Raw genomic sequence first — 21439 nt, 5'->3', positions numbered from 1 at the left:
AGTTCCCTGTGGGTCGGTAGTAGGCTCGCGCCGTTTGTTGACGCACATGTGTACCCCCGGTAGCCGGGGGCCCGAGCTGGGGGAGGCCATGCGCTTTCGCGGGAAGTCCATCCGCCGGAAGATCGTGGCGCTGCTTCTCGTGCCGCTGGTGTCCCTGACCGCGATCTGGACCTTCGCCACCGTGCTCACGGGACGCGAGGCGAGCGACCTGTTCAACGTGTCGTCCGTGGTGGAGAAGATCGGCTACCCCATCGAGGACACCGTCCGCGTCCTCCAGGAAGAACGCCGACAGACCCTCGTCTACCTCGCCGACCCCCGAGCGTCCGACGGCCTCGCCGCGCTCAGGCGCAGCCGGTCCGCCACCGACAAGGCCGTCAGCGGCATCCGCGAGAACGCCCGGAACCCCGACGTACGTGACGCGATGGGTGCGGACACCGACGAGCGGCTGACCGCCGTCCTGGACGGCTTCGACGGCATCGAGTCGCTGCGTCGCAGCGTCGAGGACGGCACCGTCAACCGCACCCAGGCCCTCGACCTCTACAACCGGCTCGTCGACCCCTGCTACGTCCTCCTGGCCAACCTGCACGTGGTCGACAACATCGAACTGGACAAGCAGTACCGCGCGCTGGTCAATCTCGCCCGCGCCCGCGAACTGCTCTCCCGCGAGGACGCCCTCCTCGGCTCCGCCCTGATCGTCGGCAGGATCTCCCACTCCGAGGAGCGGGACGTCTCCGACCTCGTGGCCCAGCGCACCCTGATGTACGACGTCAACCTGCCGCTGCTGCCCGTGGCGGAGCGCGACCGCTACCAGAGCTTCTGGAAGAACGCCTCCTCCGCCCCCTTGCGCGTGGCCGAAGAAGCCGCCGCCTCCTCCGGGGCCGGAACCCCCCGCGGCGTCTCCGCGAAAAGCTGGGACAGCGCCGCCGGCAACGTGCTCGACGAGCTCGGCACCCTCAACGACCAGGCCAACGACCGCTATCAGGACCGAGTCCACCCCGTTGCCGTCGGCGTCATCGCCAAGGCGGTCATCGCCGGTGCCCTCGGCCTGATCGCGCTCCTGCTCTCCCTCTTCCTGTCCGTACGCGTGGGCCGCACCCTCATCCGTGATCTGCGGCAGCTGCGCCTGGAGGCCCACGAGGCGTCCGGAGTGCGCCTGCCCAGCGTCATGCGCCGCCTCTCCGCCGGCGAGCAGGTCGACGTCGAGACCGAGGTCCCGCGCCTCGAATACGACAAGAACGAGATGGGCGAGGTCGGCCAAGCCCTCAACACCCTGCAGCGCGCAGCCGTCGAAGCCGCCGTCAAGCAGGCCGAGTTGCGCGCCGGCGTCTCCGAGGTCTTCGTCAACCTCGCGCGCCGCAGCCAGGTCCTCCTCCACAAGCAGCTCACCCTCCTCGACGCCATGGAGCGCCGCACCGAGGACACCGAGGAACTCGCCGACCTCTTCCGCCTCGACCACCTCACCACCCGCATGCGCCGGCATGCCGAGGGCCTCGTGATCCTCTCCGGCGCCGCGCCCTCCCGTCAGTGGCGCAAGCCCGTACAACTCATGGACGTCGTACGCGCCGCCGTCGCAGAGGTCGAGGACTACGAGCGCATCGAAGTCCGCCGCCTTCCCCGCAACGCCATCACCGGCCCGGCCGTCGCCGACCTCACCCATCTCGTGGCCGAACTCCTCGAGAACGCCACGGTCTTCTCGCCGCCGCACACCGCCGTCCAGGTGCTGGGCGAGCGGGTCGCCAACGGCTTCACCCTGGAGATCCACGACCGAGGCCTCGGCATGGCCGCGGAGGCGCTCCTGGACGCCAACCTCCGGCTCGCCGAGACGCCGGAGTTCGAGCTCTCCGACACCGACCGGCTCGGCCTGTTCGTGGTCAGCCGGCTCGCCCAGCGCCAGAACGTCAGGGTCTCCCTGCAGCCCTCCCCGTACGGCGGCACGACCGCCGTGGTCTTCATCCCCGACACGCTGCTCACCGACGACGTCCCGGACACCAACGGAATCGGGTTCCGTCTCGACCGCCCCCAGTCGGCCCTGGAGAACGAGCCGCAGGACAGCCGCCGCGCCGCCCTGTCCCACGCGTCCGCGCAGCGCCCCGGCCTGCCCGCCGCCCTGCTGGACGGCCCGGTCGAGCTGGAGGCCCCCGTCGACCTGGACGCCATCGGAGACTTCCCGGGCGCCATCGAGGACGAGGACAGCGAACACGGCGGTCTGTTCCGCCCCCGCCACTCCCTCACACGCGACCAGGACGAGAGCGCCGACCGCCGCACCGATCCGCGCCGGCAGCCCGCCGACGCCCGCAGCACGGGGGAGCGGACCGACGGCGACGAAGAGCTGAGCGCCCCGGCCGCGCTGCCCCGCCGCCACACCCCCAAGCTGGTCAGCTCGCACGGGCGCCCGGTGACCGAGCAGCGCCCCCGGCGGGGCAGGACGGACGAGGAGACGACCGCCGCCACCGGCCGCACGGATACGGGCACCACCTCGGCGCTCTCGTCACGCGACCGGGGCGAGGAGCCCGCGCCCGGCCGCCGCACCGACTGGCCGGGACCCGAGCCCGCGCACCCGCTTCCGGCCCGGCGCCGCACCGAGAGCCCCTCCACCGGCAGCCGTCGCGGCGACGCCCTGCCGGACGCGCCGCCGCCGCTGCCTGCCCGACGTCGCGGGACGGACTCGGGCCGCCGTGGCATCGGCGCGGTCGGCCGCACCGAGGACCACGCGGAATCCCCGGTCGCCTCCGGGGGCGCCGGCGACAGGCCGGAGCCGTCCGCTCTCCCCAGGCGGATCCGCCCTGCGGAGATCGCCTCGAGCGGCCCGGAAGAATCGGACCAACGCTCCAGCTCCGCGTCGGCCGGCACCGGCGTTGCCCGCGGCCACGAGACGGGCTCGGGCGCAGCCTCCCGCGGAACCGGCTCCGCACCACAGTCCGGTACCGGCACCGCCCCACTGCCCCGGCGCGTCCGGCAGGCCAACCTGGCCCCGCAGCTGAAGCGGAGCTCGGAGCCGCGCAGTGAGGACAGGGCCGAGCCCGCCGAACGCGACGCCGAGGAAGTACGCAGCCGCATGGCATCGCTCCAGCGTGGCTGGCAGCGCGGCCGTGAGGAGAACGCCGCGGGCGACACCGCCCACAACGGCACAGCACCACAAGGAACGACAGAGGGGGACGGTCGATGACCGCACCGAAGGCGACCGGCCACACCGCGACCGACAAGGGGGAGCTGAACTGGCTCCTCGATGATCTGGTGGACCGCGTCGCGAGCATCCGCAAGGCCCTCGTGCTCTCCGGCGACGGTTTGCCGACGGGCTTGTCCAAGGACCTGACCAGGGAGGACAGCGAACACCTGGCTGCCGTCGCTTCCGGGTTCCACAGCCTCGCCAAGGGCGTGGGACGCCACTTCGAGGCCGGCAACGTCCGCCAGACGGTCGTCGAGCTCGACGACGCCTTCCTGTTCGTGACGGCCGCCGGCGACGGCAGCTGCCTCGCCGTCCTCTCGGACGCCGACTCGGACGTCGGCCAGGTCGCGTACGAGATGACGCTCCTCGTGAAGCGGGTGGGCGTGCATCTGGCGGCCGCACCGCGCACCGATCTGCCCGCAGGCGGGTAGTGGGATGGCATGAGCGCTGACGGTCAGGGAAGAAGCCACTGGTTCGACGACGAAGCCGGACCGGTCGTCCGCCCGTACGCCATGACCCGCGGCCGCACCAGCAGCCAGGGCCAGCACCGCCTGGACCTGATCGCGGTCGTGGTCGCGGAGCCGCAGGCGGACGATCCGGAAGCCGACCACATGCTCTCCCCGGAGCATGTGGATATCGTCGAACTGTGCCGCGACATCCCGCAGTCGGTCGCCGAACTCGCAGCGGAACTCGACCTGCCGATCGGAGTGGTACGGGTCCTCGTCGGAGATCTCGTGGACGCCGAATTCGTCCATGTGAACCGGCCCGTGCCCCCTGCCGAGCTGCCGGACGAGAGTATTCTGCGCGACGTGATCAACGGCCTCCGAGCGCTGTGAGCAGCGCGGAAGCGGGGTACTGACGTGACTGGCTGGCAGTTCTGGGTGGACCGCGGCGGCACCTTCACCGACGTCGTCGCCCGGCGCCCGGACGGCCGGCTGCTCACGCACAAGCTGCTCTCGGACAACCCCGCACGCTACGCCGACGCCGCGGTCGAGGGGGTCCGCACCCTGCTGGCCGGCTCCGGCGACCCCGTCGACAGCGTGCGCATGGGGACCACCGTCGCCACCAACGCCCTCCTGGAGCGCACGGGCGAGCGCACCCTGCTGCTCATCACCCGTGGCTTCCGCGACGCCCTGCGCATCGCCTACCAGAACCGCCCGAGCATCTTCGCCCGCCGCATCGACCTGCCGGAACTGCTGTACCAGCGGGTCGTCGAGGTCGACGAGCGCATCGCCGCCGACGGCACCGTCCTGCGCACGCCCGACCTGGAGGCCCTCACCGGGCCCCTCCGGGAGGCGTACGACGACGGCATCCGGGCCGTCGCCGTGGTCTGCATGCACAGCCACCTCCACCCGGCGCACGAACAGGCCGTCGGGGAGCTCGCGGCCCGCATCGGCTTTCCGCAGATCTCGCTCTCCAGCGAGACGAGCCCCCTGATGAAGCTCGTACCCCGTGGGGACACAGCCGTCGTCGACGCTTACCTCTCGCCCGTGCTGCGCCGCTACGTCCGGCACGTCGCCGACGAGCTCGAAGGCGTGCGGCTGATGTTCATGCAGTCCAACGGCGGCCTCACCGAGGCCGGGCAGTTCCGCGGGAAGGACGCCATCCTGTCCGGGCCGGCCGGCGGCATCGTCGGCATGGCCCGCATGTCCCAGCTCGCCGGTTTCGACCGCGTCATCGGCTTCGACATGGGCGGCACCTCCACCGACGTCTCCCACTTCGCGGGCGCGTACGAGCGGGTCTTCACCAGCCGGATCGCCGGCGTCCGGCTGCGCGCCCCCATGCTCGACATCCACACCGTCGCGGCCGGCGGCGGCTCGGTCCTGCACTTCGACGGCTCCCGCTACCGCGTAGGGCCGGACTCGGCAGGCGCGGAGCCGGGGCCCGCCTGCTACCGCGGTGGCGGGCCGCTCGCCGTCACCGACGCCAACGTCATGCTCGGCCGGATCCAGCCCGCCCACTTCCCGAAGGTGTTCGGACCGGACGGCGACGAGCCCCTCGACGAGGTGCTCGTCCGGGACCGCTTCACCGCCCTCGCCCGCGAGATCGGCGAGCAGACCGGCGACGACCGCACGCCGGAACAGGTCGCCGAGGGATACCTGCAGATCGCCGTGGCCAACATCGCGTCCGCCGTGAAGCGGATCTCCGTCCAGAAGGGCCACGACGTCACCCGCTACGCCCTCACCACGTTCGGCGGCGCGGGGGGCCAGCACGCCTGCATGGTCGCCGACTCCCTCGGGATCCGCACCGTCCTCGTGCCACCCATGGCCGGAGTCCTGTCCGCACTCGGGATCGGACTCGCCGACACCACCGCCATGCGCGAGCAGTCCGTCGAGGCGCCTCTCGAACCCGACTCCATGACCGGCGTCCTCAGGACCGCCGAGGACCTCGAAGCGGCAGCCCGCGCCGAACTCCTCGCCGAGGACGTCCCCGAGGAGCACATCCAGGTCACCCGCCGCGCGGAACTCCGCTACGACGGCACCGACACCACCCTCACCGTCGAGCTGACCGAGCCCGGCACGATGCGGCACGCCTTCGAAGAACGTCATCGCGCCACGTACTCCTTCGCGCTCGACCGCCCGATCGTCGTCGAAGCCCTCTCCGTCGAAGCCACCGGCATCACCGCACCCCCCGATCTGTCCGCTCTCGCTCCCTACGAGGCAACCTCCACCACCCCCGGCCCCAACCCCGCCGCACCCCGGGCCGTCCGACTCCACACGGGTGGCGCCTGGCGCGACGTGCCCCTCCGTCGGCGCGAGGAACTGCCCCCCGGCGACACCGTCACCGGCCCGGCGATCATCACCGAAGCCGGTTCCACGACCGTCGTCGACGAGGGCTGGCATGCCACGGCGACCGTCGAGGGGCATCTGGTCATGGAACGCGCCGCGATTACGCAGAGTTCCGAACTCGGCACAGAAGTCGACCCGGTTCTCCTTGAGGTCTTCAACAACCTCTTCATGTCGATCGCCGAGCAGATGGGCGCCCGCCTCGAATCCACCGCCCAGTCCGTCAACATCAAGGAGCGCCTCGACTTCTCCTGCGCCCTCTTCGACCCGGACGGAAACCTGGTGGCCAACGCGCCGCACATCCCCGTCCATCTGGGCTCGATGGGCACGAGCGTCAAGGAGGTCATCCGCCGGCGCGGCCCCCGCATGCGCCCGGGCGACACCTACGCGGTCAACGACCCGTACCACGGCGGCACCCACCTGCCGGACGTCACCGTGATCACCCCGGTCTTCGACACGACACCGGAGGGCGACACGGAGAGTGACAATCGGGAGGGTGAAGAGCGGGATCCGAAGATCCTCTTCTACGTCGCCTCCCGCGGCCACCACGCCGAGATCGGCGGCATCGCCCCCGGCTCCATGCCGGCCGGCAGCCGCACCATCGAGGAGGAAGGCGTCCTCTTCGACAACTGGCTGCTTGCCGAGAACGGCCGCTTCCGCGAGCCCGAAACCCTCCGCTTGCTCGCCGAGGCGCCGTACCCCTCCCGCAACCCGAAGACCAACCTCGCCGATCTGCGCGCCCAGATCGCCGCCAACCAGAAGGGCGTCGACGAGGTCGGCCGCATGATCCAGGACTACGGCCTCGACGTCGTCCAGGCCTACATGAGGCACGTCCAGGACAACGCCGAAGAGGCGGTGCGCCGCGCCATCGACGCCCTCGACGACGGCGAGTACGCCTACGAGACCGACTCGGGGGCCGTCATCCGCGTGGCCGTGCGGGTGGACCGCGAGCAACGGGCCGCGACCATCGACTTCACCGGCACGTCCGCGCAGCTGCCGACCAACTTCAACGCACCCTTCTCGGTCGTCAACGCAGCCGTCCTGTACGTCTTCCGCACTCTCGTCGCCGACGACATCCCCCTCAACGACGGATGTCTGCGCCCCTTGAGCATCGTCGTCCCGCCCGGCTCCCTGCTCGCCCCGGAGCCGCCCGCCGCCGTCGTCGCGGGCAACGTGGAGACCTCCCAGGCCGTCACCGGCGCCCTCTATGCGGCGCTGGGCGTCCAGGCCGAGGGTTCCGGGACCATGAACAACGTCACCTTCGGCAACGAACGCCACCAGTACTACGAAACCGTCGCCTCAGGCTCCGGGGCAGGTGACGGCTTCCCGGGCGCGCCCGTCGTCCAGACCCACATGACCAACTCCCGTCTCACCGACCCCGAGGTCCTGGAGTGGCGACTGCCCGTGCGCCTCGAGGAGTTCGCCGTCCGGCGCGGCAGCGGCGGCGCAGGCCGGTGGCACGGCGGGGACGGCGCCGTACGCCGGATCCGCTTCCTCGAACCCATGACCGTCTCCACCTTGTCCCAGCACCGCCGCGTGGCCCCGTACGGCATGGCGGGCGGTGAACCGGGCGCTCTCGGCGCCAACCGGGTGGAGCACTCCGACGGCACGGTGACCGAACTGGGTGGCAGCGGCTCCGCGGACCTCGTCAGCGGCGACGTACTCGTCATCGAAACCCCAGGCGGCGGAGGCTACGGCCCGCCGTCGCCCGACCCCCATCAAGCAGGAGAAGAGATCGATGATCTTCGGGCGTTCTGAGCGTGGCAAGCCTCCGGTCGAGCCCGTCACGCTCAAGATCCTCGTGGCCGGCGGCTTCGGCGTGGGCAAGACCACGCTCGTCGGCGCGGTCAGCGAGATCAGGCCGCTGCGCACCGAGGAGCTGCTCACCGAGGCCGGGCGCCCGGTCGACGACACCAGCGGCGTGGAAGGCAAGCACACCACGACCGTGGCCATGGACTTCGGCCGCATCACCCTCCGCGAAGACCTGGTGCTGTACCTCTTCGGCACACCCGGCCAGGAGCGGTTCTGGTTCATGTGGGACGAACTCTCCGAGGGCGCGCTCGGTGCCGTCGTGCTCGCCGACACCCGTCGCCTGGAGGACTGCTTCGCCGCCGTCGACTACTTCGAACGGCGCTCGATCCCCTTCCTCGTCGGCGTCAACTGCTTCGAGGGCGCTCCCCGTTACCCGGTCGAGGACGTCCGCCAGGCCCTCGACCTCGACGAGGGCGTGCCGCTCCTGATGTGCGACGCACGGGACCGCGAGTCGGTCAAGGAGGCACTCATCGGCGTCGTCCAGCACGCCATGGCGTACGCGGCCGACCACCGCGAGGCCGTCACCGGCTGACGTCGCCCGAACCCGGGACGCGGCCCGCACCCCCGTCGACCGGGGTACGGGCCGCAGCCGTGAGCGACGCCCCACGCGCGCGTGGTCAGCTAGTCGTCGCCCTCCTCCCAGCCGAAGCTCTTCTCCACGGCCTTGCGCCAGTTGTGGTACTCGCGGTCCCGTACAGACGCCTCCATGTTCGGCGTCCACTCGACGTCCTTCTGCCAGTGCGCCTTGAGTTCGTCCAGGTCGTTCCACACACCGGTGGCCAGACCGGCCGCGTACGCGGCGCCCAGACAGGTCGTCTCGGAGACCTTGGGCCGCACCACCGGGACGTCGAGCACGTCCGACTGGTGCTGCATGAGCAGGTTGTTCTTCGTCATGCCGCCATCGACCTTCAGGGTGGTGATGTGCACCCCGGAGTCCTGGTACATGGCGTCCACGACCTCGCGGGTCTGCCAGCTCGTCGCCTCCAGCACCGCGCGCGCGAGGTGCGCCTTCGTGACGTACCGGGTGAGGCCGGTGACCACGCCACGCGCGTCGGAGCGCCAGTACGGGGCGAACAGTCCCGAGAACGCCGGAACGATGTACGCGCCGCCGTTGTCCTCGACGCTCGCCGCCAAGGGCTCGATCTCGTCCGCCGTGCGGATGATGCCCAGCTGGTCCCGGAACCACTGGACCAGGGCGCCCGTGATGGCGATCGCGCCCTCCAGGCAGTAGACCGGCGCCTCAGTGCCGATCTTGTACCCCATGGTCGTCAGCAGTCCGCTCTTCGACGGCACCGGCCTGTCGCCCGTGTTGAGCAGCAGGAAGCTTCCCGTGCCGTACGTGTTCTTGGCCGTGCCCACGTCATAGCAGGCCTGCCCGAAGACGGCCGCCTGCTGATCGCCCAGCGCGGACGCCACCGGCACGCCGGTGAGCTGGCCGACGGCGGTGCCGTACACCTCGGAGGAGGACCGGATCTCGGGCAGCATGGCCTCCGGAACGTTCATCGCCGAGAGGATCGAGGAGTCCCACTGGAGGGTCTCCAGGTTCATCAGCATGGTGCGCCCGGCGTTGGTCACGTCGGTGACGTGCTGCCCGCCGTCCGTCCCGCCGGTGAGGTTCCAGATCAGCCAGGAGTCCATGGTGCCGAAGGCGATCTCGCCCCGTTCGGCACGCGCCCGCAGGTCGGGCACGTTGTCGAGCAGCCAGGCCGCCTTGGGCCCGGAGAAGTAGGTCGCCAACGGCAGACCCGTCTGCTCGCGGAAACGGTCCTGCCCGTCCGAGCCGCCCAGCTGGTTGCACAGCGCGGCCGTCCGCGTGTCCTGCCACACGATGGCGTTGTGCACCGGCTTGCCGGTCGCCCGGTCCCACAGGAGGGTCGTCTCGCGCTGGTTGGTGATCCCCATCGCGCTCAGCTGGTCGGCCCTCAGACCGGCCTTGGCGAGCGCCCCCGCCACCACCGCCTGGACCTTGGACCAGATCTCGGTGGCGTCGTGCTCCACCCAGCCGGGTTTCGGGAAGATCTGGCGGTGCTCGCGCTGGTCCACGGCGACGATCGCGCCGTCCTGGTTGAAGACGATGCAGCGGCTCGACGTGGTGCCCTGGTCGATGGCTGCGACGTACTTCGCGGAGTTTTCCGTCATGGCTACCCCTTCGGCTGTGTCAGAAGGCTGCGTTGTAGATGACGCCACCCAGCAGGCCGCCGATCAGTGGTCCGACGACGGGGATCCACGAGTAGCCCCAGTCGGACGTGCCCTTGTTCGGGATCGGCAGGATGGAGTGGATGATGCGCGGGCCGAGGTCACGCGCCGGGTTGATGGCGTACCCGGTGGGCCCACCCAGGGACAGGCCGATGCCGACGACCAGCAGGGACACCAGCAGGATCGCGATACCGGACCCGTAGATACCGCCGCCGCCGGGGATCAGGCCGATGCCGACGCCCTCGACGTGCCTGTCCTGGCCGACCAGGGCCAGGATGGGCAACACCAGGGCGATGGTCGCGAGGATCTCCGTGACCAGGTTGGCGATCGGGTTCCGGATCTCCGGGATCGTGGAGAAGATCCCGAGTGTCGGAACCGGTTCGTCCGCTGTGCCCTCCGTGGTGCCCGTCTTGCGCACATTGGCCGCGAACTGGGCGTAGTACACCAGGTAGCACAGGACGGCCCCGATCATGGCGCCGGTGATCTGGCCCAGCAGGTAGACCCAGACCTTGCTCCACACGCCGGTGTCGACGGCGAGGCCGAAGGTGACGGCCGGGTTGATGACCCCTCCGGAGAGGGGAGCAGCGGTGTACGCGCCGGCCAGCACTCCGAAGCCCCAGCCGAACGTGATCACGATCCACCCGGAGGCACGGGCCTTCGAGAACCTGAGAGTGACGGCGGCACACACGCCGGCACCGAAGAGAATCAGAATCGCCGTGCCGATCATCTCGCCGACGAAAATGTCTCCGTTAGTCATGGCTGCTCCTCAGCCTCGGCCCGGGACGAGCCGCCCCGGTCCTCACCTGCAGGGTGCGTTTCCCGTGGCAACTTCAGCCGAAGGCAGGGAGACGTCCGCGCCCCGCCCGGCATCCGTGACGAGCGTGCCGTCGCAGCCGAATCGCCCGAGGGGGAGTGGGCCTCATGCAGGCGCACCATCCGCCCCGGTGCCGGAATGCGCCGCCTATGTACGGCGATGTCGACTGACACCGGAAGTGTTCACCGGCACCCAGGGGGCGTCAAGGTCGCCGACCGCAACGGTTGACGGCCGTCGGACGGTCACCGGGCTCGCGCCGGGCCGGCGGGCCGGTTGCTCGGTCCGGCGGCGCCCGGTCGGGTCGTTGTTCAGATCTGGTCCGGACCCGCGCGGGCCTGGATGAGCCGCGCGAGGCTTGGCTGATGGTGTCCGGCCTGCGCTGGACTCCGCCGGAGGGCAGAAGCCCAGCCGCACCTGGCTCCTCGCTTGCTAGTGTCCAGGATTCACCTGACCTGGCGGTTTCTCAACCGCAGGAGGATCTGCGGGGTCGTGGCCGCCGCGGATGCGCCCTGACGCCTGATGCCCTGCAGCCGCCTCGACCAGGCCGGGACCTCCGCCGCTCACCCCTCTCCCTGCCCCAGACACCCTGCCCACCCCTCTCGACCGCCACCCCGCAGCCCTCCGACACTGCCGCGGGTGCGGGTGCGGGTGCGGGTGCGGGGACGGGCGCCGGTGAAGCCCCAGCCGCAGATGCCTGCACCGGCGCAGCCGCCCAGCGCCGGCCGCAGACAAGGCCACAGCCGCAGGCACCGGCGTCCGCGGCGAACCCCGGCCCAGCACGTCCGCCCGGCCCAGCACCCGCCGGCCGACTGCCCCTACGTCCAGCACCTCCTCCTTCCCCTGGCGTCCACTTCCCTGATAGACGCAGGGACATGACACGACTCACCACCGTGACACGTGCCCTGATCGCCGCAGCCGCCGCGCTGCTGGCGTCAACCGCCCTCACCCCGACCGCCCGGGCCGGCACCGACCCCAAGGCGCCGAAGGACTTCGTGGCGCTGAGAAGCGTGGATCCGACGATCCTTCAGGAGATGCGTTACGTCACCCCGCACAACTTCGTGGGCGAGCGCATCGACGGCTACCGGCAGCCCCTCTGCATCCTCACCCGCCCCGCCGCCGAAGCGCTCCACAAAGCCCAACGCAGGCTCCTGCGCCAGGGCTACACCCTCAAGGTCTACGACTGCTACCGGCCCCAGCGCGCGGTGGACCACTTCGTCCGCTGGGCCGAGGACCTCGACGACCAGGCGATGAAGGGCGAGTTCTACCCGAACGTCGACAAGACGCGACTGTTCGCCGACGGGTACATCGCGGCGAAATCCGGCCACAGCCGCGGTTCGACCCTGGACGTCACACTCGTCAGGCTCCCGGCTAAGCCGACGCGGCCGTACCACCAAGGAGAGCCCCTGGTGCCGTGCTTCGCGCCCCAGGACGCGCGGTTCCCGGACAACTCGATCGACATGGGCACCGGCTTCGACTGCTTCGACACCCTCTCGCACACCCTCGACCCGCGCATCCAGGGCCGACAGCGCGCCAACCGGCTGCTCCTCAAGAACACCCTGGAAGGCCTCGGCTTCGTGAACCTGCCGGAGGAGTGGTGGCACTACACCTTCAAGCCCGAGGCCCATCCCGACACCTACTTCGACTTCCCCGTGGCCAGGAAGTCGCTCGCCGGCGCTCACTGAGCAGCCTGCTCACGGCGCCCTCTCCACGATCGGCTACAGTCCGCCGCGTGTCCGAAACTCAGCACTCCGCTTCCAACTCCGCCCCGAACTCACACTGTTCGAGCTGCGGCGCGCCCTACGGAGAGGGCATCACCGGCTGGCCCCGTACCTGCCCGGCGTGCGGGGCCGTGGCCTATCGCAACCCGCTCCCGGTCGCGGTGGCCCTCCAGCCCGTGTACGACACCAAGGGCACCGCCCTGGTCGTCATCACCCGAACCATCGCTCCGGCGCGCGGGGGCATCGCCCTGCCCGGCGGCTACATCGACGACCGCGAGGACTGGCGGCAGGCGGTCATACGCGAACTCCGGGAGGAAACCGGCATCGACGCGGCCGGCCGGGACGTACGGCTCGTCGACGCGATGAGCTCACCCGACGGACACCTGCTGCTGTTCGGTCTCCTTCCGGAACGCCCGGCCGAAAGCCTCCCCTCCTCCGCCGCCACGGACGAGACGGCGGGCTGGCACCTCCTGCGCAGGCCGGAGGAACTCGCCTTCCCCCTGCACACCCTGGCCGCCCGCGCCTGGTTCGAAGGCCGGTACATCTGACCTCACGAGCTCCCCGGCCTCCGCCAAGCTCAGGAAACTCGGGCCGCGGAGCCGGCGGATCGGCTCCCGGGCCCGGTGCAGCTCCAGGCTCCCGGGCCCGGCTTGGCTCACGTTCCTTCGGTCCCGCGAACCCACACAGGGTAGGGAGGCGCACTCGCACCCTCCTCGCCCTCCCGTTCCACGACCACCCGGGAGCCCCTCCACCGAGCGCTGTAGCGCTCGATCTCCGGCTCCTCCCACCCCTCGCCCCCGTCCGGCACGACCAGCCCGCCCCCGGTTCGTCCCGGGGCGGGGGCCCACACCTCCAATTCCAGCCCCCCGTCCTCCCCACGTACCGGAAGCACGGCACCCGCGCGCGCGAACACCGGGATGCGTGACAGCGGCGCGTCGACCAGCACCTGCCCCGGCCCCTCGTAAGCCCGCCCCGTGGCGACGTCGTACCAGCGCCCGCGCGGCAACCGCACGGCCCGACGACCCACACCCGGGTCCAGCACCGGCGCCACCAGCAGACCGTCACCCAGCAGGAAGGCGTCCCCGCAGTCGCGAAGAGCCCGCTCCTCCGGCGCCGTCCACCACAGAGGCCGCACATAGGGCGCTCCGGTGCGCCTCGCCAGATGCGCCAGTGTCAGGAAGTACGGCAGTAGCCGCCGGCGCTCGACGAGCGCCACGCGCGCGTGCTCCAGCACCTCGTCACCGAACTCCCATGGTTCCCTGCGCCCCGCCCGCAGACTCGCGTGCGTACGGAACAGCGGCAGATAAGCGCCGAGCTGGAACCACCGCAGATACAGCTCGGGAGAAGGATCCCCGTCGAACCCCCCGATGTCCGGCCCCGAGTACGGCACGCCGCACAGCCCGAGCCCCATGACCAGGGCCAGGGAGGCCCGCAGCCCAGGCCAGCCGGTGGCGACGTCCCCGGACCACGTCCCTCCGTAGCGCTGCATGCCGGCCCACCCGGAACGGGAGAGCAGGAACGGCCGCTCCTCGGGCGCCAGCTTCCGCAGCCCCTCGAAGCCGGCCCTGGCCATGCACAGGGCGTACACGTTGTGGGCCTCACGATGGTCACCGCTCCGCCCCTCCAAGGAGTGCCGGGCCGAGCGTGGCAGCGTCGACTCCCCGAAGGCGGTGAACGACGTGGGTTCGTTCACGTCGTGCCAGAAGCCAGAAAAGCCCTGGGCGAGCCGCTCCTCGTAGAGAGCGCCCCACCACGCGCGCACGCGCGCGTGCGTGAAGTCGGGGAAAACCACCTCCCCGGGCCACACCACACCCTCCACCGCCGCCCCGGAGGCATCCCGCACGAACGCGTCCTGCGCCGCCCCGGAGTCGTACACCGCACGGCCCGGCAGGGCCTTCACTCCCGGCCCGACGATCGACACCAGCCGGACACCCTCCCGCCGGAGCTCCTCGGCCAGCACGGGCAGCTTGGGGAAGCGGTCCTGGTCGACGGTGAACACCTGATGCGCGTCGAGGTGGTCGATGTCCAGGTGCACGGCGTCCAGCGGCAGACCGTGCTCCAGGTAGCCGGCAACGATCCGCCGCACCTCCTGCTCGCCGCCGAACCCCCACCGTGCGTGGTGGTGCCCGAGGGCCCACGCGGGCGGCAGCGCGGGCGCCCCGGTCAGCGACGCCCAGGTGAGGAGCACGCGCGCGGGGGTGCCCGCCATCACCCAGCAGCGCAGCGGACCGCCGGCCATCCGCAGCTCGCTCGTTCCGGCACGGTCGTGCCCCGAACCCGCGCCCTCCTCGCCTTCGCGCAGCGTCACGGTGCCGTCCCACGAGCTGTCGTGGAACGCCAGATGCGTACCGCCGTCGGACACCACCAGCTGCACCGGCATGGTGATGTACAGCGGGTCGTCCCCGGGCGCGAAGGAGCGGCCGGGATCCGAGTTCCACAGCCGGTACGTCCCGTCCGGCAGCCGAGGGCCCGAGGCGCGCCCGCCGAGCCCGAAGAACCGCGCGTCGGCGCCCACCTCCGACGTCTGCATCCACCGCGCCGGGCCGCCGCCGACCGGTTCCCACCACCGCGGCGGCAGATCACGCCGCAGGGTGACCCCGCCCGGAGTCCGTACCTCCACCGCGCCGTGCCGCGAGACCACGACCGTCACCCGCTCGGCCACCACACGCCAGCCGCCGTCCTTGTCCGGCTCCAGGACCGCCCGCGGATCCGGCTCCGGACAGCGTCCGGCCAGCGCGTAGGACGGCTCGGGCCCCGCCCCGTCCCAGCCCCAGAACACGGCCCCGTTCACGGCGACCAGAATCCGCAGCTCCGACCGGCTGAACCGGACGACACCACCCCCCGGGCCGGGCTCCACGTCCTCCACGGGCCCGGGCACCCGCGCACGCTCCGCCCCGCGTGCCGGCAGCCCGGTGGCGTCGGCCCGACGCCTGCGCCACGCTGCTCGTACGGTACGCACACCCTGCGCCGCCCCCACCGAAGCCACCGCTTTCACCGAACGCACCAGGTCACGACCGTTCATGCTGCTCACCCTGCCACTGACGGCCCCGCGCGGGCGTGCCGTTCAACTGCCGTTCACCCATGCCAGGACCACATCTTCACGACACGGACTATGTGGGGCGCACCCTGGTATCGAAGTCGATCACATGGCATTGTCCGTGCCAGCCGCTCACGCGCACACCCCAGCCCGTGCGCGGAGGACGCACACGACGCGCACAGTCCGGGAGCCGACCATGTCGACCATCAGTCCCCAGCCGCTCTGGCAGCCCGACCCCGAGCGCATCGCCCGCGCACGGATCACCAGGTTCCAGGCCTGGGCGGCCGAGCACCACGGCGCCCCTGCCGAGGGCGGCTACGCGGCTCTGCAGCGCTGGTCCGTCGACGAGCTGGACACCTTCTGGAAGGCCGTCACGGAGTGGTTCGACGTCCGTTTCTCGCAGCCCTACGCGCGCGTGCTCGGCGACCGCTCGATGCCCGGCGCCGAGTGGTTCCCCGGGGCGACCCTGAACTACGCCGAACACGCCCTGCGCGCATCCGCCACCCGCGCCGACGAACCGGCCCTCCTGTACGTCGACGAGACCCACGAACCGCGCCCCGTCACCTGGGCCGAGCTGCGCCGCCAGGTCGGCTCCCTGGCCGCCGAACTGCGCGCCCTCGGTGTGCGCCCCGGCGACCGGGTCAGCGGCTACCTCCCGAACGTCCCGCAGGCGGTGGTCGCCCTCCTCGCCACAGCCGCGGTGGGCGGTGTATGGACCTCCTGCGCACCCGACTTCGGCGCCCGCAGCGTCCTCGACCGCTTCCAGCAGGTCGAACCCGTCGTGCTCTTCACCGTCGACGGCTACCGCTACGGGGGCAAGGAGCACGACCGGCGCGAGGTGGTCACCGAACTGCGCCGCGAACTCCCCACCCTGCGGGCCGTGATCCACATCCCGCTCCTCGGCACCGAAGCACCCGAGGGCGCCCTGGACTGGTCGGCCCTCACCTCAGCCGACACGGACCCCGTCTTCGAGCAGGTGCCCTTCGACCACCCGCTGTGGGTGCTCTACTCCTCCGGTACGACCGGACTGCCCAAGGCCATCGTCCAGTCCCAGGGCGGCATCCTCGTCGAGCACCTCAAGCAACTCGGCCTGCACTGCGACCTCGGCCCCGAGGACCGCTTCTTCTGGTACACGTCGACCGGCTGGATGATGTGGAACTTCCTCGTCTCCGGCCTGCTCACCGGCACCACGATCGTCCTCTACGACGGCAGCCCCGGCTACCCCGACACCGGCGCACAGTGGCGGATCGCCGAACGCACCAAGGCCACCCTCTACGGCACCTCGGCCGCCTACGTCATGGCCTGCCGCAAGGCCGACGTGCACCCGTCCCGCGACTTCGACCTCTCCTCCGTGGTGTGCGTCGCCACCACCGGCTCGCCCCTGCCCCCCGGCGGGTTCCGCTGGCTCCACGACGAGGTCCGCGACGACCTGTGGATCGCCTCAGTCAGCGGCGGCACCGACGTGTGCTCATGCTTCGCCGGAGCCGTACCGACCCTCCCGGTCCACGTCGGCGAACTCCAGGCCCCCTGCCTCGGCACCGACCTGCAGTCCTGGGACGCCGGCGGCAGCCCCCTCGTCGACGAGGTCGGCGAACTCGTCGTCACCAACCCCATGCCGTCGATGCCCATCCACTTCTGGAACGACCCCGACGGCAGCCGCTACCACGACAGCTACTTCGACACCTACCCCGGCGTGTGGCGGCACGGCGACTGGATCACCCTCACCTCCCGCGGATCCGTCGTCATCCACGGCCGCTCCGACTCCACGCTCAACCGCCAGGGCGTCCGCATGGGATCCGCCGACATCTACGAAGCCGTCGAAAGGCTCCCCGAGATCAAGGAATCCCTCGTCATCGGCATCGAGCAGCCCGACGGCGGCTATTGGATGCCCCTCTTCGTGCACCTGGCCCCCGGAGCCGTCCTCGACGAGGCTCTGCTCAACCGCATCAAGCAGACGATCCGCGAGCAACTGTCGCCGCGCCACGTCCCCGACGAGATCATCGAAGTGCCCGGCGTCCCGCACACCCTCACCGGCAAGCGCATCGAGGTCCCCGTCAAACGCCTCCTCCAGGGCACCCCGCTGGAGAAGGCCGTCAACCCGGGCTCCATCGACGATCTCGGCCTGCTGGACTTCTACGAGGAGCTGGCCCGCAAACGCGCCTGACGACCCTCCCCCTGTCCCGCGACTCCCCGTCACCAAGAGCTCAGGGCGCAGGCCGCAGCGGAAGCCGCTGTGACCTGCGCCTTCCGTGCTCCGTCGAGTGAACGGTCATCGAGCAGGCCCCACTGTCAGTGCCGCCGGTTACTGTGAGTGAGCATTGATCGACCGTGCACAGGGGGATCCATGACGCACACCGACAACCGGACCAAGCGCCGCGTCCTGCACCGCGAAATCGCCGGCACCATCGGCCTGCTCGCCGACGATCACGACTTCCGGGCCATGCGGCGCTACGGCAGCTTCGCCTTCGACGACCACGCGACCTATCTGAAACACGTGGAAGCCCTCCTCAGGACCAGGGCCCTGCAAGGCAGCCACACCACGGTGGCCCTCTTCGACCCCGAGGAGTTCGCCGAGTTCTGCACACGCAAGGACCTCGACCCCGACAAACCGTCGAGCCGCTCACGCTTCACCGCCCAGATCGCGGCGACAGGCCCGACCCTTCCCTACGACGGCCGACCGCTGGCGGACCTGCTCCCGGCCCTCGTCGACGAAGCCGTCCGGCAGGCCACCTGGGAGTACGCGACCACCCTCCTCGCCCGCCTGGGCGCCTGCACCTCCTGCGGCGAGGACATCGGACGCGCCGCCTTCACCCGAGCCGCAGAACTGCTCGTCCGCATCCTCGACACGGCGCCACCGGGCGACCGCCACCTCGTCTGCAGTGTCACCGGACCGCCCGAAACCCTCGTCGCCGCCCTCCACATCACCGACGACGGGGCCGCCCTGGAACTGGACGAAACCGAAGCCCTCGAATTCACCACGGTCCTGGCCCTCGGCCTGGCCACCGACAGCCCCGGAGGACTCGTCATCCGCGCCAGCGCCCCGGGCTCACCCGACCGCGTCTACGGCTGGCGCATGCGCTGTTACGGACTCGAACCCCTCACCGCAGGCGAGGTCTTCGACGCCTACTGCACCGACGTCGAATCCGGAGACCTGATCTCCCCGGAATCCAACGTCGACTACTGCGCGCCGCCCGACCTCGGAGAGGAGAAACCCGCCCAGGGGCACCGGCACTGACACACAAGAGGGGCGCTCCACCTCGATGGAGCGCCCCTCCCGGGAAACGCCGTGGATCCGATGGGGGCCTACTCGCCCGACAGCACCGCCTGCGCCGCACTGCGCGCGTCCTCGGCACTGTCCGTCGCCCGTGCCGCCGCTGCGGCACGCTCACACTGCGCCAGCGTGTACTTCGCCAGCGTCGCCCGGACGTAAGGAATCGACGCGGCGCCCATCGAGAGAGAGGTGACACCCAGACCGGTCAGCACACACGCGAGCAGCGGGTCCGAAGCGGCCTCACCACAGACTCCACAGCTCTTGCCCTCGGCCTTGGCCGCCTCGGCGGACAGTTCCACCAGGTCGAGCAGGGCGGGCTGCCAGGGGTCCTGCAGACGGGACACCGCACCCACCTGCCGGTCGGCGGCGAAGGTGTACTGGGCGAGGTCGTTCGTCCCCAGCGAAAGGAACTCGACCTCCTGGAGGATCGAGCGGGCCCGCAGCGCGGCCGACGGGATTTCCACCATCGCGCCGAACTTCGCCCGCAGCCCGGCCTCACGGCAGGCGTCCGCGAAGGCCCGGGCATCCGTACGGTCCGCCACCATCGGGGCCATGACCTCGAGGTAGACCGGCAGCCCTTCCGCTGCCTTGGCGAGCGCGGTCAGCTGCGTGCGCAGCACCTCCGGGTGATCGAGCAGCGTCCGCAGACCCCGTACCCCGAGCGCCGGGTTCGGCTCGTCGGCCGGCGTCAGGAAGTCGAGGGGCTTGTCCGCACCCGCGTCCAGCACCCGCACCACGACACGCCCCTCGGGGAACGCCTCGAGCACCTGGCGGTACGCGGCGACCTGCTTCTCTTCCGAGGGCGCCTGCTTGCTGTCGTCCAGGAAGAGGAACTCCGTACGGAAAAGACCCACACCCTCGGCACCGGCCTCGACGGCGGCCGCCACATCAGCGACGCCACCGATGTTCGCGAGCAACGGCACCTTGTGACCGTCCGCCGTGGCACCCGGTCCGGTCGAGGCCGCCAGCGCGGCCTTCCGCTCGGCAGCCGCAGCCTCCAGCCGCGCCTTCTTCTCGTCGCTCGGGTCCACGAAGATCTCTCCCGTGCTGCCGTCGACGGCGATCATCGTGCCCTCGGCGAGTTCACCGGCACCCGGCAGCGCCACCACGGCCGGCACCCCGAGCGCCCGGGCGAGAATCGCGCTGTGGCTGGTCGGTCCGCCCTCCTCGGTGACGAAGCCGAGCACCAGAGTCGGGTCGAGCAGCGCGGTGTCGGCCGGCGCGAGGTCGCGGGCCACCAGGACATAGGGCTCGTCGCTGTCGGGGACGCCCGGCATCGGCACCCCCAGCAGCCGGGCGACGATACGGTTCCGCACGTCGTCGAGGTCGGCCACGCGACCGGCGAGGTACTCACCGGCTCCCGCCAGCAGCTCGCGGTAGGAGGCGAACGCGTCGTACACCCCCCGCTCCGCCGTGCTGCCGACGGCGATCCGCCGCTCCACATCAGCCATGAGCTCGGGGTCCTGCGCCATCATGGCCTGCGCCTCGAGCACCGCCTGGGCTTCGCCACCGGCCAGGTTGCCCCGCGCCATCAGGTCCGCCGCCACCGCCTCGACGGCCTTGCGGGCGCGACCCTGTTCACGCTCCGCTTCCTCCGCCGGTATCTGCTTCGCGGGCGGCTCGAGCACCGCCGTTCCCATGTGCCGAACCTCGCCGATGGCCACACCGTGGCTCACGCCGACGCCTCGCAGCGTTGTCTCCATCTCACCCGTCTCCGATAGAGCGGCGGCCCCCGCCGCCGCGGTGGTTGTCGTACTCGCCGTCACTCGACGGCACTGGCGTCACTTCCAGAGGAAGAGACTGTCGCCGGCCTTCACATCGCCGTTGTCGCGAAGATCGGAGAGAGCCTCGGCCGTGGCTTCCAAGGCCACGACCGGGCAGACCGCGGACTTGCCGGCGGTCTCGACGGCCGCCGGGTTCCAGCGGACGACACCCTGACCGCGCCTGACGGTGTCGCCCTTGTTCACGAGCAGCTCGAAGCCTTCGCCGTTTAGTTGCACGGTGTCGATACCGAGGTGGGTGAGCACGCCGTGGCCGTTCTCGTCGACGACGACGAAAGCGTGCGGGTGCAGGGAGACGACGACGCCATCCACGGGCGAGACGGCCTCGGAGGGCTCGCGTACGGGATCGATCGCCGTGCCCGGGCCGACCATGGCCCCGGAGAAGACCGGATCCGGCACTGCCGCCAGTCCGATAACGCGTCCTGCGAGCGGGGACGTCACGGTCGTCATGGGAAGCCTCCGAGGGGTGGAGATCGAATGGCCGTCCCTGTAGGTACCGGGCGGCACACTGTTCAGCAGCGTATGTCACCTGAAGTGCCGGTTCCGCGCAGGCACTCCGAAGTGGTCTAGACCATACCCCAAATCGATTTGCACCTGCTCCGTGGCCGCGTGTACAGTCGTACTCCTGCTTGGGGCTGAGCGACGCAACCATGCGTCCTGGCCGGGCAGCAACCAACTTGTCAGATCCTATCTCTGGATCGCCTTCTGCATGTCTGCAGGACGGTGGTCGGGAGGCCGGAAAAACACTGATAGAGTTTGGAACACCGAAGGGAAGCGCCCGGAGGAAAGCCCGAGAGGGTGAGTACAAAGGAAGCGACCGTTCCTTGAGAACTCAACAGCGTGCCAAAAGTCAACGCC

General features: G+C 70.8%; 14 protein-coding genes. 9 read left to right on the top strand and 5 right to left on the bottom strand.

Annotated features, from left to right (window positions below):
• The first annotated feature begins 88 nt into the window (after positions 1–88).
• Genes AB0B29_RS17190 through AB0B29_RS17170 form a run of 5 tightly spaced genes read left to right on the top strand, consistent with a single transcriptional unit; the run spans position 89 to position 8296 of the window.
• Positions 89–3166, top strand: coding sequence for a sensor histidine kinase (locus AB0B29_RS17190; RefSeq protein WP_362240043.1), 3078 nt, complete (start codon positions 89–91; stop codon positions 3164–3166).
• Positions 3163–3597, top strand: a complete 435-nt coding sequence (locus tag AB0B29_RS17185; RefSeq protein ID WP_362240041.1) for a roadblock/LC7 domain-containing protein — start codon at positions 3163–3165, stop codon at positions 3595–3597. The genes AB0B29_RS17190 and AB0B29_RS17185 overlap by 4 nt, the downstream gene beginning before the upstream one ends.
• Before the next feature lie 9 nt (positions 3598–3606).
• Positions 3607–4002, top strand: a complete 396-nt coding sequence (locus AB0B29_RS17180; protein ID WP_104778870.1) for a DUF742 domain-containing protein — start codon at positions 3607–3609, stop codon at positions 4000–4002.
• Between the two features lie 24 nt (positions 4003–4026).
• Positions 4027–7710 carry a hydantoinase B/oxoprolinase family protein gene (locus tag AB0B29_RS17175; RefSeq protein WP_362240039.1) on the top strand — a complete coding sequence of 1228 codons (3684 nt, stop codon included), beginning with the start codon at positions 4027–4029 and terminating at the stop codon, positions 7708–7710.
• The gene (locus AB0B29_RS17170; protein WP_362240036.1) at positions 7691–8296 is read left to right on the top strand and encodes a GTP-binding protein; all 606 of its coding nucleotides are present in this window, start codon (positions 7691–7693) and stop codon (positions 8294–8296) included. The genes AB0B29_RS17175 and AB0B29_RS17170 overlap by 20 nt, the downstream gene beginning before the upstream one ends.
• Positions 8297–8385: 89 nt before the next feature.
• Here AB0B29_RS17170 and glpK read toward each other — a convergent pair whose 3' ends face one another.
• Both glpK and AB0B29_RS17160 read right to left on the bottom strand, forming a co-directional pair.
• Positions 8386–9903 (bottom strand): glycerol kinase GlpK, encoded by a 1518-nt coding sequence (gene glpK, locus AB0B29_RS17165; RefSeq protein ID WP_362240034.1) that lies wholly within the window; start codon positions 9901–9903, stop codon positions 8386–8388.
• Positions 9904–9922: 19 nt separating this feature from the next.
• Positions 9923–10717 (bottom strand): MIP/aquaporin family protein, encoded by a 795-nt coding sequence (locus AB0B29_RS17160; RefSeq protein ID WP_362240031.1) that lies wholly within the window; start codon positions 10715–10717, stop codon positions 9923–9925.
• Positions 10718–11646: 929 nt separating this feature from the next.
• Here AB0B29_RS17160 and AB0B29_RS17155 point away from each other — a divergent pair.
• Together AB0B29_RS17155 and AB0B29_RS17150 are read left to right on the top strand one after the other, a co-directional pair.
• Positions 11647–12456 (top strand): M15 family metallopeptidase, encoded by an 810-nt coding sequence (locus tag AB0B29_RS17155; protein WP_362240028.1) that lies wholly within the window; start codon positions 11647–11649, stop codon positions 12454–12456.
• 47 nt (positions 12457–12503) lie between these two features.
• Positions 12504–13040 (top strand): NUDIX domain-containing protein, encoded by a 537-nt coding sequence (locus AB0B29_RS17150; protein ID WP_362240025.1) that lies wholly within the window; start codon positions 12504–12506, stop codon positions 13038–13040.
• 107 nt (positions 13041–13147) lie between these two features.
• On the opposite strand, the gene AB0B29_RS17145 is transcribed toward AB0B29_RS17150, so the two are convergent.
• Entirely contained in the window at positions 13148–15514 is a 2367-nt protein-coding gene (locus tag AB0B29_RS17145; RefSeq protein WP_362240022.1) for a glycoside hydrolase family 31 protein, read from the bottom strand.
• A gap of 211 nt (positions 15515–15725) precedes the next feature.
• Between AB0B29_RS17145 and AB0B29_RS17140 the strand changes: the two genes are divergently transcribed.
• Together AB0B29_RS17140 and AB0B29_RS17135 are read left to right on the top strand one after the other, a co-directional pair.
• Entirely contained in the window at positions 15726–17693 is a 1968-nt protein-coding gene (locus tag AB0B29_RS17140; RefSeq protein ID WP_362240020.1) for an acetoacetate--CoA ligase, read from the top strand.
• Between the two features lie 180 nt (positions 17694–17873).
• The gene (locus AB0B29_RS17135) at positions 17874–18764 is read left to right on the top strand and encodes a hypothetical protein (RefSeq protein WP_362240017.1); all 891 of its coding nucleotides are present in this window, start codon (positions 17874–17876) and stop codon (positions 18762–18764) included.
• A gap of 68 nt (positions 18765–18832) precedes the next feature.
• Here the strand turns inward: AB0B29_RS17135 and ptsP are convergent, their stop codons facing one another.
• Complete coding sequence (ptsP, locus tag AB0B29_RS17130; protein ID WP_362240015.1) at positions 18833–20503, bottom strand: phosphoenolpyruvate--protein phosphotransferase; 1671 nt, start codon at positions 20501–20503, stop codon at positions 18833–18835.
• A 78-nt stretch (positions 20504–20581) separates the two neighbouring features.
• Positions 20582–21031: a PTS sugar transporter subunit IIA gene (locus AB0B29_RS17125; RefSeq protein WP_362240012.1), complete on the bottom strand. Its 450-nt coding sequence runs from the start codon at positions 21029–21031 to the stop codon at positions 20582–20584.
• Positions 21032–21439: the final 408 nt, after the last annotated feature.

The sequence above is a fragment of the Streptomyces tibetensis genome (assembly GCF_040647715.1).
Classification (GTDB): Bacteria; Actinomycetota; Actinomycetes; order Streptomycetales; family Streptomycetaceae; genus Streptomyces; species Streptomyces tibetensis_A.
The sequence above is the reverse complement of the archived record's forward strand: the minus strand, read 5'-3'. Positions and strand labels throughout refer to the sequence as shown.